Genomic DNA, 14,652 nt, shown 5'->3' on the forward strand with positions numbered 1-14,652 from the left:
TTCGGGGATTTTTTTCACTTTCCGACAACTATTTTATAGCAACCGTCGTACACTGCAAATCTTCCTCTTTAGAGCTTCCTCCTACCATGATATCATAGCTACCGGGACAAACTCTTACTGTATTGGATTGATCGTCCCACCACTCCAATTCTTTATCTTTCAGATCAAACTCCACATTGACGGTCTTTCCTGCCGGAATAGATACACGCTTGAAAGCACGCAAGGTTTTGATGGGTCCTTCTGCATCTCCTTGTTTTCTAAGATAAACCTGCACCACTTCTTCTCCGTTACGCTTGCCCGTATTGGTAACAGGTACAGTAAGTTTCAAAGACTGTCCGGCTGTAAGTTCATTCTTGTCAAGTACGGTTTTACCATAGCCGAAGGTGGTATAACTAAGACCGTAACCGAATGGGAACAAAGGTACATCCTGCATATATCTGTAAGTTCTTCCGGCCATATTATAATCTTCAAAGTCAGGCAACTGAGATACATTGCGATAGAAAGTAACCGGTAACTTACCCGCCGGATTATAATCACCGAACAATACCTCGGCAACAGCCGTACCACCTTGCTGACCGGGATACCATGCCTGCAAGATAGCTTCGCACTTCTGAGTCTCAGGTTCCAGTCCGATAGGCGATCCTGAACAGTTAACCAGAATAATCTTCTTACCTGCACGATGCAGGGCATCAATCAGTTCACGCTGAACGGCAGGTAACTCAATATCCGTACGATCTCCTTTCTTGAAACCGGGAAGATTTACTCCCATCTCCTCTCCTTCAAGGCTGGGAGATATACCGCTCGCAAAAATAACGATATCTGCATCCTTCACACGCTCAACAGATTTCCTTATATCCACATCTTTCTTAAATCCAAGATCAAAGTTCAGCTGTGCATCACTTCTCAGATACTCAAAATCAAGCTCCAGATCATACGATTTACCGGCCTGCACCTTCATCGCATGAGTAGATTTTCTTGCACCGTGCTTGTTTGAGAAACTTTTCACTTCTTCTCCGTTCACACGAAGTCTTCCGCTCCCATAGCAATAAACCTCAAGAACAATTTCTCCTGATTCTTTAGGAGTAAATGCACTGTTATAGGTTGCGGAGAAATCCGTAAGATTCACCCCCGGAGCAAACACCGTAGCACCCGAAGTACAGAAACGGAAAGGAGTGGTGACCTGTGCTGTGGTCACCGGTTCGCCCTCACGCTTCAGGTTATTCCAGTAACGAGCCGTGAAACCGGGACCTTTGTCGGACTTACACTGGCTGAATGCACTCTGAATCAGAGTTCTTTCTACCCATGGGCAGCCTTGCTCATAGATCAGTTTATCATCAGCGCCAAGCATATTCCGTACTCCGTCAAGAATGGTAACAGTGTGTGGCGGCATCCCGTTGTAATTTCCCCATTGCATAACAGAGTCATTCGCATTCGGCCCCATAACGGCTACCGTCAGTCCGCCACGTTTCAGCGGCAGGAAGTTATCCTTATTCATCAACAATGTCATGGATTCACGGGCCATATTCAATGCCAGAGAGTCGTGAACAGCAGAAGCTACTACGGAGAAAGGTATCTTGGTCCAGGATACTTTTTCCGGTTCATCCATTTCCCCCAATGCAAAACGGGCTTTCATCAGTCGCTTGACAGACGTGTCCACAGTCTCTTCAGAAATTAATCCTTTTTTTACGCTCTCTATCAAAGCCTTATAGCTGGAACCACATTCCAAATCTGTTCCACTGATCACCGCAGCAGCAGAGGCTGACTCTGCATCGGGATGGGTGTGATGACCACGGTCGTTGTAGAAGTCAGCTATTGCACCGCAATCAGATACTACTATACCGTCGAATCCCCATTCTCCACGCAATATCTGCATCAGCAGGCGATCACTTCCACAGCAGGGATCACCTTCAAAACGGTTGTAAGCACACATTACTTCTTCCACTTTCCCTTCTTTCACCAATGCTTCGAAGGGTGGCAGATAAGTTTCATACAAATCACGTGGCTTTATATTCTCCGCATTAAAAGAGTGACGATTCCACTCCGGTCCCGAATGTACGGCAAAATGCTTGGCGCAGGCATGCAGTTTATCATATTTTCCATCGGCAGGTCCTTGCAAACCTTTTACCACCATCACGCCCATCCGACTTGTCAGATAAGGGTCTTCACCATAGGTCTCAATACCCCTGCCCCAGCGCGGATCACGATAGATATTCACTGTGGGAGTCCACATGGTCAAACCCTGATAGCGTTCACGGCTATCCTGAGACGCGTAGTAGGTATTCTTCGCACGTGCCTCATCCGACACGGCATTGAACACTTCGTACACCATTTCCGGGTTAAAGGATGCTGCCATACCTATCGGCTGAGGAAAGACCGTAGCCAAGCCTGCCCGGGCAACGCCATGCAGCGCCTCATTCCACCAGTTATACGGTTTAATACCCAATCGTTCCACAGAACGGGAGCCATCCATCATAAGATGCGCCTTCTCTTCCAGCGTAAGTTCCTTCACCAGAAGTTCCGCCCGCCTTTCAGGAGATAAAGAAGCATCCTTGTAGGATGGCTCTCCGCAACCTGTCAAAGCAAGGAAAGGCAGTAAATAAAAAAGTTTTCCTTTCATCATTGTCTATTATTGTTGTGGCAGTCCATAGCCATTTGTCACTTTTCCTTTGGATTGACTGATTGTTTCATAAGGAATAGGCCAGTAATAACACGGAACACTCTCTTCCGATGTAATGCCCGGAAGAATATTACTCAGATATATATCAATATTGGCGGCAAGAGTGCTTCCCCACTCTGTCTTTACATATCCTTCCGCTTCTAATTCTGCCGCAGTCTCACTATCCGGAGCAATATATTCAAATAGCCCTTTGATTGCGGTATTATGGTTGGTTCCATTAACAGACAACCCTAACTGAGCAAAATCCAATACACCACGCCATCCCGGGAAAAGTACAGGATCGTTTTCATCCGTACAGTCATAAGTCAGTTTAGCACCTGCAACCTGCTTTGTCCAGATGTAAGCGGGTAAGATGTTGCCATTCTCAAATTCATGATAACCTTTAGTCTTCAGATTTTCAGCAAGGGTTGACATCTCATTACGTACTTCCATTGCTTTTTGTGAGAATTTACCACTCCGAACCAGATCGTAACCGGTATGCCCTTCACCGAAAAGTTCAAACTTACGTTCCATCAGAATAGCTTCTTTCAGAGCTTCACCGGACAAACCGGAAATATTATGCAGATCATCACCAAAAGCTCTTTCACGAATCTGATTAACCAAGCCTATAGCTTCAGTATCTGCACCCAATCCTGCTTTCACTTCCGCTAACATCAGAATAACATCAGCTACACGCATAATCGGCATATTGAAGCCTGCACCCATCTGGGGACCGACAAAGTAAGGATTTTGGCGGCAAATATCCCATTTATTCAAACAAATACCTCCGTCAACCTTAGCACCTGCCTTAAAAGTAAAAGCCAACTCATTACCTTTACCATCCAGTCCGGTAACCACTGCACTAACATCGCGACGTTTATCAGCGTTGTCATAACCACCGTAATAGAAACTCGGCACCATACGTATACCGGCAAATACTTTATTCGGGGCAGTATTGTTACCACCGTTAGAACCACGACCGAAATCATAGCAATACATACGGCTTGTAGCTTGATTCTGTACACAACCTATTTCAAAGATGGCTTCAGGACTCATCAGAAGATCCATTCCATATTGGAAATGACGTTGGAAAGGATTGTTTGCATAGCTACGCTCATCCGTAGTAACCAGTTTGGTGGTTCCTGCATTGGTTGAAAGAGCTTTCTGCAAATAGTCTTCAGCTATAGTGTAATAGTTCTTGTAATCGGAACGACGGGCATAAGCGCATTTGCGTTTAGCATCCGTGCTGAGAGTTTCGAACTGTACACTTCCATAAAGTTCCGGCATATCTGTACGGATAGTTTGATAGCCTCCGGCATAAAGAGCCATTTTACCAATCAATCCATCAACAAATGTCCGCGTAATACGCTCACCGTTCAAACCGCCTTCCCCTACTTTATACATATACGGTTCCGCTGCTTTCAATTTTTCAATCAGTGCATCATAAATATCAAAACGTGAAGTCAGCCCGTAATTATCTACATAGTTATTCTCATAGCCATACGGTACATCACCACAATGTTTAATCAAGTCGAAGTAACATAATGCACGCAATGCTTCGGCTTCACCTTTCAGATGTGTCCAGTCGGAAGTTCTGCCTGCTGCGATATCATCCTGATAAGCTGTTTTGGCAGCAATCAGATCAGCTGTTTTTCCGGCATAGGAGATCACATTGTACAAAGCATTGAAGCTACCTTTCATGTGGTCACAAGGAATCTGTTCGGGAACCAGCTTTGCATTGATATTATTGGAAGTATTATTCTCAGGGAAATATTCGATATCCGAACGGTAATGGTCGTTCCAATCGTATGCCCCATTACACGACTCACGATAAAGAGCATAAGCTCTTGACAAAGTCTTTAGAGTTTCTGCGGGACTGGAAGTTACAAACTCGTCATCTGTATTAGAAGGAGAAGAAGTTTCCAGAAAGTCACTGCACTGTGCAAACAAGACACAACAGGCTGACGCAAATGCCATTTTTATATACTTATTCATAATTTCATCTTTTATTAAATGGTTAGAAGCTAAGATTTACACCCAGTACGAAGGAACGTGCACGCGGATAAGTACCCCAGTCCATACCCAATTGAGGATAGGTCTTTGTAGAAGTGGATGTACTTACTTCAGCATCGATTCCGGAATATCCTGTAATCGTAAAGACATTATAGATACTTCCGTAAACACGCAGATTACTGATACCCGCCTTCTGAAGAATACTCTTCGGTAAAGTATACCCCAAAGTCAGAGTATTCAAACGTAGATAAGAGCCGTCTTCAATACCTAATGTAGACACATAGCCATTCTCACTGTATGCCAGTGGTAACTTAGCATTCGCATTGGCAGCATTCAGTTGTTCAAGAGTGGTCAATGCAACCAATTCGCCATTCACTACATCATAGATTTTATAGCAATCCTTTACTATAGAGAGCTTATTCTCGTAAACGGCACCTTCTTTATAACCATAAAGTGCTGCCAGCTTATTTACATTATAGATTTCATTGCCATAGCTCCAGTTAAAATACAAACCTAAATCAAAGTTCTTATAAGTAGCGTTAATATTAAAACCACCGGTATGGACAGGTGTCATATCGCCGATAACATCCACGTCATCATCATTGATAATACCGTCATCGTTCAGGTCTTTGAACTTTGCCATACCCGGGTAAGCCAACTGTCCTGCAGGGCGTTCGTTTATACCATTGTGCAAGTGATAGTTGGGGAATACAGCAGAAGAAACATCCGCAACTCCTTTCTTCAGGGTATACACCCCATTTTCATAAGTAAAATCGTCGGTAGTATAGAAGCCATCAGCAGTCAAGCCACGTACCAAGCCTACAGGACGCCCTTCTTTCAAGACATAATCTGATTTCGGGAAAGTAGATGAAGTAGCCCATTCCGTACCATAAAGTCCAGTGACATTATCAGCCAGTTTGTCCACTTTACCGCGATTGAAGTTAATATTGAAACCAGCCGTTACATTCCAGTCCCTCGTTTTCACGAGTACACCCTGAAGAGCAATTTCAACACCTTTGTTGCTGGTCTGGCCTACATTGGCGTAGGTTGAAGTGAAACCCGTGATACCCGGTATGGCAGTTTTCATCAGCAAATCCTTGGTAGTATTCCAATAGGCATCAATCGTACCTGTCAAGCGGCTATTAAAGAAACCGAAATCAACACCGATGTTGCGGGTAATCGTAGTTTCCCACTTCAGATCCTTGTTCGCCATATCTGCACCAAGTGAATAAGAAGGCAAGAAGGCGCCATTCACGGCTCCCTGGTATCTCTTGTCACTAGTCGATTCCCAATTCTGTGACCACAGACTGGAATTTATACCATCGTTACCTACCTCACCGTAGGAAACACGGAGTTTAAGGTTATCCAGCCAGTTCACATCATTCAGGAATGCTTCTTCAGACATACGCCAGCCCAAAGCTGCTGCCGGGAAATATCCCCAACGGTTACTGGGAGCAAATTTAGATGAACCATCCGCACGGAATGTAACCGTCAACAGATAGCGTTCCATAAGGTTATAATTCAAGCGGCCAAAGAACGAAAGGATACGGCTCGGCGTGGAAATACTTGAAGAAAAGTCTCCCACTCCCTTAGTACTGTCATATTGATTGATCATGGCAAATGCATTCTCTTTCGTAAAGTTTGCAGGGAAATAGGTTCCTGAGGCTTTCAGTCCGTCACCGCCCGAATTGGAAACTTCATGACCGGCCAGGATGTTCAAGCGGTGTATCTTAGCAAAAGTAAAGTCATAGCTCAAGGTATTTGTCCAACGGAGTCCCCAGCTATTCTTTTTCTCCAGATTCGCATTACCTGCATATAGAACCTCACCGGTACTATCATCCAGATAGTTATTTATGATGGCTCCCGTCCATTCTTTATTCTGATTCCAGGTCTGGCTGAGAGACAGGTCAGTATGATAGGTCAATCCTTTCACAATTCCCCAGTTCAGCGAGAGAATACCACGCAATGACTGCTGGGCATTCGGCGCATACTTGTCATTGATACGGTTTACCGGATTATATCTGTCCCACTGGCTCTGTTTGGCATAGTTCTCAATCATACCTTCATTCATTGCAGACAAATCACCCAAAATATCATCTGTCGCAATAGGGCGGAAACGATAAGAAGATGACAGAACTGATCCGCTGCCATTTGTAACACCCTCATCACCCATCTTTTTAATATTGGTATAACGGGTATCAAGACTCAAATCAAGGTTCTTGGCAATCTTCTGGTTCACTTTCAACGAAACATTGGCACGTCTATAATAAGAAGCGAGTTTCATACCATCCTCATCCATGTAGTTAACGCCAAACAGCACTTTGGTCTTTTCAGTACCACCCGTAACTGAAAGGTCATGATTATGAGAGAAAGAATCTCCATAAATCTTCTTCTGGATATTATCCGCCTTCACATTGCGATAACTTTCTATGCCGCCAGGGTTGGTAGTCGTATAACGTCCTATTCCATACAGTTTCTCCAATGGTTCCATATAGCTGTTACCACCAACCGAAGCTGCACTTGCCCAGCTATATGCCAGGTAGTCATAAGGATCGAGCGCATCCATATACTTAGTCGGTGTATTGAACTTCGCATAACCATTGTAGCTGACAACAACACGTCCTTCTTTAGCCCCCTTTGTGGTAACAAGAATTACACCATTAGCACCACGGGCACCATAAATAGCCGTTGATGAGGCATCTTTCAAAACGTCAATCGACTCAATCTGATCGCCCGGAATATCACTCAACGAGCCACTGACTCCATCAATCAGTACCAGCGGATCATTGCTCTGTGAGATAGAACCGCCACCACGTACACGAATAGAAACAGCGGCATCGGGACGTCCATCCTGCGTTGTTACATTGACACCGGCCAGCTTACCCTGCAAAGCTTGAGCTGCATTGGCAACAGGCATAGCTGCAATTTGCTCACCCGAAACAGAGGCTACCGATCCGGTAAGGTCCTTACGTTTTACCGTCTGATAACCGATTACTACAACTTCATCCAGAATCTCAGCATCTTCAGCCAATGTCACATGAACCGGTTGTCCTGCAACAATGGATACAGTTTGCGTCTGCATTCCGATAAAGCTTATTTCCAATTGTTTGGCTGTACCCGGCACGGCAAGGGAGAATTTACCATCCAGGTCTGTAATTGTACCGATAGAAGCGTCACTTACTACTCTGATATTAGCACCAATAACAGGATCACCTCTGCTATCGAGCACAACACCTGAAACAGTACGACTCTGTGCAAGAGAGATAAGGCAGATCATACTCATCAAGAGAGTAGCAGCTGTCCTTTGAACAAGTCTTTCTAAATTCATAAGTAATGTGTTTTTAATAGTTAATGATTAAAATGATTCACTCCGCAAAAGTAGCCAACCTGTGTCATAGCAACGGAATAAAATCAGGTAACAAGAGTGCACTTTTTCAAAATGGGACAAAAAGGAGGTGGACTATTCGGGCGAAATATCGGCTTTTTCGGTCAAACAGGTCCTATACTTTTCATTTATTCCCTTTTTTCTATACATTTGTTCTGCACTATTCAAAACAGTACTATGAGACGACTGATTATCTACTTCTTATACTTAATGATACCGATGTTTTCATCGGCACAGCCCATCTGCCAGATTACTGATTTTACGGCAGAGAACGGACTACCCCAAGATATCGCATCAGCAGTTTTACAAGATCAGAAAGGCTTTATCTGGATCTGTACCCGTAACGGACTCAATAAGTTCGACGGATATACATTCAAGAACTACAAATCCGCGCCACATAAAGAATATACACTATCCAACAATCGGATAACCTTTATTTCAGAAACCGCATATGGCGATATCTGGTGTCAGACGTATGACAGCAAGGCTTATATATTCGACACGCATCTTGAAATCTTCTATGATGTTCTGCAAACAGTAGATAAAGATATGCAAAGAAGAAACTTTGTCCAGAAAATATTTCCCCTAAAAGAAGGCATAGCCTGGGTGACATGCGACAAAGGTTATTGTTACAGAATCGATGAAAAGAGATATAAAGAAAAAGACGGAATTACACTCTATAGCACATTCAATGGTTTTTTAAAAGGTGAGCACATCTTCACTATCTTCCAGGATTCCGATAAGGATGAGTGGATATTGACAGACAAAGGTATATCCATTATAGGCAACAAAAAGATCGACAGTGATTTTCCTTTCCAGTTTATTCAGGAATACAACGGTACAATTTACCTTGCTTCCGCTTCTGAAAAGATAGCCTATTATAACCAACAAACTGAAAGCATAAAATTTATAGAGCTTCCTTACCCCATCAACAAAATAAGCTCTTTAGACATAACCAACCATGGGCTACTCACCATAGCCACTGATAATGGCGTCATCCTGTTCAATCCGGAAAATAAGACTTCTCAGCTAATTGATATCCGTACTCCCATGCAATCCTCCAATGAAGCTATCTCCATTTATGAAGATAAAGAGGGAGAGCTATGGATATTCCCCACTACTCCCGGAGTGATACGCTTTAATCCGGCAACAGGTGAAAAGCAATACCTCTTTACACCCGAAAAAGAGGTCGTGAATTATGGCAGAGAGAACAAAAACACCATATTTGAAGATAAACAAGGTACTTTATGGCTGATTCCCCATAATGGAAACTTCTGTTATTATGATAGGAAAAGTAAAGAATTGAAAGCTTTTTATACTGATCCGGACAATCCTCAATCGCTATTTGCTCCGCTTGTTCGCTACCATTATCAGGACAGACAGGGAAACCACTGGCTAGTCAGCGCCAGAGGAATAAAGAAAATGTCTTTCTATCCACAAATTTATAATCTGAAAGGAATAGACAGGGGATTTGAAATCCGCGCCTTCCTTTTGGACAGTTCACAACGATTGTGGGTAGCTTCCAAAAGCGAATATGTCAGGATATACCACCCTGATGGCAGCCTGTCCGGTTACTTGTCTTCACAGGGAAAGATAGGTAAAGACAAAGTATCATTCAATGCCAGTGTTTACAGCATCTGCGAAGGAAAGGACGGAACAATCTGGATAGGAACCAAGGGAAACGGACTATTCCAACTCACAAAGAAAACCGATGGGAATTACGACGTACAAAATTATATGTATGCCTCCGAAGACATCTATAGTTTGAGCAACAATGACATATTCAGCATATATTCCGATAATCATGACAACATCTGGATAGGATGCTACGGTGGCGGATTAAATCTGCTACAACAAACACCTGAGGGAAAAGTGTATTTTATCAACCACAGGAATAAGCTACAAAACTATCCGTTCAGCACCTGCCATAATATCCGCTATATTACAGGTACGGAAAATGGTATCCTGTTGGTAGGAACCACCTTTGGTTTGGTTACATTCTCAAATGACTTTGCACAACCGGAAGAAATCAAGTTCTACAGAAATATACAAAACAGGAACAGACCCTCTAGTCTGACAGGAAATGACATTATGCATATATACAAAAACAGCCATAAAGACATCTATGTATTGACATTCACCGGAGGAGTCAACAAAATCACATCCAGAACCCTGCTTAGCGAAAACATTGAATTTCAGTATTACACCGAGCAGGAAGGGCTAGGTTCCGATATGGTCCTATCCATGATAGAAGATTCCCAAAAGAATCTGTGGATAGCATCCGAAAATGCTTTATCCAAATTTAATCCGGAAACAGAGGCATTCGAAAACTATAGTACAGGATTTCTCAGACAAAAGATGAACTTTAGCGAAGCGATACCCACCATAAACGCCCGGCAACAATTGATTTTCGGCACAGATATGGGCTTTTTGGAAATTGTTCCGGAACAAATGAAGAAGAGTGATTATGTACCTCCCATCGTCTTTACAGATTTGAAAGTCAACGGAAAGAAATCAACTGTCTCCACCGATGATTTGAAAGAGATAGCTTTACATCCTTCGGAACGAAATATTAATGTACAATTTTCAGCATTAGACTTCACAAGACCGGATGACATACGCTATGCCTATCGCCTGAAAGGTCTTGAAAAAGAATGGAATTATAGCGATAAAAACAAATCAGCAAGCTACATCAATCTGCCCGCAGGCGAATATCGTCTTCAGGTGAAATCAACAAACAGTGACGGAGTATGGGTAAACAATATCCGTACACTTTCCATCAAGGTCATTCCTACCTTTTGGGAGACTCCTTGGGCTTTACTGGCATATCTTGCAGCATTCATCCTTCTCACAGGGTTAATTCTGTATATCTTCTCTTACATCTATCGACTGCGTCACCAAGTGGATATGGAACAGCAATTATCAAATATCAAACTGAAATTCTTTACCGATATTTCACACGAGCTACGCACACCATTGACTCTTATCTCCAGTCCGGTCAGTGAAGTTCTGGAGGACCAGACCATTTCTCCTTCCGTACGGGAACATCTGACCGTTGTACATAAAAATACGGAACGCATGTTACGTCTTGTCAATCAGATACTCGATTTCCGAAAGATACAGAATAAGAAGATGAAAGTAATGGTTGAACAAACAGAATTGATTGCTTTCCTGATGAAAATTACAGAAAATTTCCGTCTGATAGCTGAAGAGAAACAAATAGACTTCACATTCAAAGCTGATCAAGAAGAAGTATATATATGGATAGACAGGGACAAAGTGGAAAAAATAGTATTCAATCTGTTATCCAATGCATTCAAATATACTCTACCAGGGAAAACCGTAAAGATTACAGTACAGAAGTCGGATCAGCATATCCGCATTTCCATTATTGATGAAGGTATCGGTATTGCTCCTGATAAGATAGGTTCTCTTTTCAAACGCTTTGAGACACTAAGCAAGAACAACAATATTCTGCAACCTTCATCAGGCATAGGTTTATCACTCGTCAAAGAATTGGTGGATATGCATCACGGAAATATAGAGGTCAAAAGCCAACCGGGAACGGGTAGCGAATTCAGTGTAACTTTACCTTTGGAACGTGAAGTGTTTGAGAAAGATGCACAGGCCGAATTAATCCTTGCTGATAGTTCGGACAATACAGAATATATTACCACAACTGTAGATAACGGTATAGTTGAATCCGAAAACAGCTCGGAAGAGGATTTTTTATCCATTTTAATCGTAGAAGATAATCGTGAGCTGAGAAGCCTGCTCAGAAATATACTATCAAAGAAATACACTATCCTGGAAGCAGCAAACGGAGAAGAAGGTTTGAAACTTGCATCGGAAGCTATACCCGATATGATAATCAGTGATGTAATGATGCCTGTCATGGATGGATTGGAAATGATTAAACGTATCAAGGAAAACAAAGATATCTGCTATGTTCCAATCATTCTTCTATCAGCAAAAGCATCATTGGATGACCGTATCACCGCTTTGGAACAAGGTATCGATGATTACATTACGAAACCATTCAGTTCTTCGTACCTCAAAGCCCGTATTGCTTCTCTGTTTACCAAGCGTAAGCAGCTACAGGAAATATTCATGAAGCAGTTATCAGCAAACAATGAAACCGATAATTCTAAGGACTGGACTCCTTCGGAACCCGAAGTGATGCCGCATGATAAGTTATTCATGAAAGAAGTGATGGATTTCCTGGAAGAGCAAATAGATAATCCGGATCTGGTGATCGACGATTTCGCCAACAAGCTACTGCTGAGCCGGAGTATTTTCTACCGGAAGCTTAAGTCCATTGTAGGAATGCCTCCGGTAGATTTTATCAGGGAAATTCGTGTAAAAAGAGCTGCCCAGCTGATCAGAAGTGATGTATACAACTTCTCTCAAATAGCTTATATGACCGGTTTCAGCGACCCGAAATACTTCAGCAGATGCTTCAAAAAGCACATGGGAGTTACTCCAAGCGAATATAAAAACTCCATTAATAACGAGGAGGATAATCCGGATCAGTAAAAGATAAAGTTCTTTATAGCAAGTCCCTGACTCTGTCCACGGAACAGGAAATAAATTTTGGACTTATCTTTTACTGCTCCACTGACCTCAAAGGTTTGCTTCTCCCATTCTCCCGGAGTCTGGTTCTGATTTATCGGGCAAGTGGCTATCAACTTACCATCAAGACTTCCCTCCCTTATCTCAATCACTGTTCCGGGAGTTTCCGCCTGAAGTTCGATAGTTACTTTTTGAGGGTTCTGCTTAAAGCACATATTATTGAATACGAGCCAGTTTCCATCCCGTACTCCGGAAATAAACTGCATAGGGCGTTTTGCTACCGGACGTACTAATTTCATTCCTTCACGATCATCATACTGAGAAAAGTCTATCTCGGTAAATGCATCGTAGTGATTTCCCCTGCGATTACTTTCTAATTCAAAATAATCAAAATCGGCATAGCCGCCAGTAGCACCTTTATTCAAGTTATAACAGCATAAAGCATGACGGATACCCAGAAATCCCCAGAAGTTAGAAACTCCTTCCGGACCCAAACGGTTATATTCAAGATTATCCAGACTATAATAAAACAGTAAAGATCCTTGCTTTGTCACTTCAGTGCGCAGGTATATCTTATCAGTTTTGACAGGAAGACTATCGACAACAGTCTCCCCTTCTCTTCCTCCCTGCCTCATTTCAAGCCAAAAGCCATCCGCCTTCTTCCGTACTCCCAGTTGGTACATGACTCTCCCCATAATGCCATTTCCGGCAAAATCTCCTTCACGGAGTCCGGTCAAATCTAATGAAACAGTTCCGGTACTATAAGGTCCGGATACTTTCTGTGTCAGCGAATTACGCGCCCATTCAAATCCCTTTGCATACTGCGCATAAATCCTAAAATAACCGGGACGATCCGTCAGACTCCATTTATCTTTCCGGGGTACATGATTGAATTCCCATACATGAGCCAGTTTCGAAGAACTGAAATCATCCGAATGTTGGGGAAATGTAATCTCTTGCTTGGCCTTGACTGCCGGTTTTCTATAAGTTACCACTCCTTTTCCCGGTTTACCTTCCGGGCCTACCACCGGCCAATCCTCTTCCCATTTCATCGGATACAGCATCACACATCTACCCATATAATCCCTGTCCTGGAAAGTATAGGCCCACGATTCACCTTCAAGTGTCTCCACATATCCGCCCTGATGTACACCGGCATCAGCATAGTTGATATCATCATCAATAAGGACCTTTGTTTCATACGGACCGTAAAGATTACGGGAGCGGCTGATCATCTGTACCCCATTGTATCCCAATGCCGGATTGAATATATAATACCAGCCATTCCTTTTATAAGTGTGACATCCTTCAAAAAGATATTCATATCCCTTGGGAGCTGTTATAATCAGGGTACCCTCATCGTTAGGATCCAGTACACCGGTTCCATCATTTTTCAAACGTGTCAGGTATATTTTCGTCTTTCCATGTGTGACATATTTCTTACCATCATCATCAATGAAAAATCCCGGATCATACAAACGCTTGTCAAACTTATGCATTGAATACGGCCCTTCCGGGTTATTACTCTTAAACATTACAAAACCATCATCGGCAATATTAACTCCTATATAATAGGTACCGTCATGATATTTAATGGAAGGAGCCCAACACAAACGACTATACGCGGTCTGCTCATTCTCCATCCTATATTGAGGGCGGAAAGTGATGCTGTCGTAGGCATGCCCTATGATACGCCAATTTATAAGGTCCTTAGAATGGCAGATAGGAATACCCGGCATAGCAACGAATGAGGAACTGACCATATAAAAGTCTTCACCTACCCGTATAATGTCAGGATCGGGATAATCGGCATTAATCACCGGATTGGTATAAGTACCGTCTCCATTGTCAGACGATAAAGAAGCCGTAGTTTGTACGGGAGCAGTACACGACTGTACCATGAGTATGCAACAAAGCATTAACAATGCGGAAAAGCCATCCGCTATTTTTCCTGTAGTAATAGATAAGTTATACATCTTACATAAATTAATATAAAGTGAGGATGCAAATATATGCGGTACAGGGT

General features: G+C 42.8%; 5 protein-coding genes. 1 reads left to right on the forward strand and 4 read right to left on the reverse strand.

The window, feature by feature from the left end; all coding sequences use genetic code 11:
- Positions 1-28 precede the first annotated feature (28 nt).
- Genes xyl3A through K6V21_RS03335 form a run of 3 tightly spaced genes read right to left on the reverse strand, consistent with a single transcriptional unit; the run spans position 29 to position 7,952 of the window.
- Positions 29-2,617: a xylan 1,4-beta-xylosidase gene (xyl3A, locus tag K6V21_RS03325; RefSeq protein ID WP_224321991.1), complete on the reverse strand. Its 2,589-nt coding sequence runs from the start codon at positions 2,615-2,617 to the stop codon at positions 29-31.
- 9 nt (positions 2,618-2,626) lie between these two features.
- A complete protein-coding gene (locus K6V21_RS03330) occupies positions 2,627-4,651 on the reverse strand; it encodes a RagB/SusD family nutrient uptake outer membrane protein (protein WP_224320850.1) in 2,025 nt (674 codons plus the stop codon).
- A gap of 22 nt (positions 4,652-4,673) precedes the next feature.
- The gene (locus tag K6V21_RS03335; RefSeq protein ID WP_224321992.1) at positions 4,674-7,952 is read right to left on the reverse strand and encodes a SusC/RagA family TonB-linked outer membrane protein; all 3,279 of its coding nucleotides are present in this window, start codon (positions 7,950-7,952) and stop codon (positions 4,674-4,676) included.
- 279 nt (positions 7,953-8,231) lie between these two features.
- Between K6V21_RS03335 and K6V21_RS03340 the strand changes: the two genes are divergently transcribed.
- Positions 8,232-12,590 (forward strand): hybrid sensor histidine kinase/response regulator transcription factor, encoded by a 4,359-nt coding sequence (locus K6V21_RS03340; protein ID WP_224320851.1) that lies wholly within the window; start codon positions 8,232-8,234, stop codon positions 12,588-12,590.
- Here K6V21_RS03340 and K6V21_RS03345 read toward each other — a convergent pair.
- Positions 12,584-14,602, reverse strand: a complete 2,019-nt coding sequence (locus K6V21_RS03345; RefSeq protein ID WP_196065371.1) for a family 43 glycosylhydrolase — start codon at positions 14,600-14,602, stop codon at positions 12,584-12,586. The two genes, K6V21_RS03340 and K6V21_RS03345, sit on opposite strands and share 7 nt — an antisense overlap.
- Positions 14,603-14,652 lie beyond the last annotated feature (50 nt).

Origin of the sequence: Bacteroides cellulosilyticus, assembly GCF_020091405.1 — a bacterium.
In the GTDB taxonomy this organism is placed as follows: Bacteria; Bacteroidota; Bacteroidia; order Bacteroidales; family Bacteroidaceae; genus Bacteroides.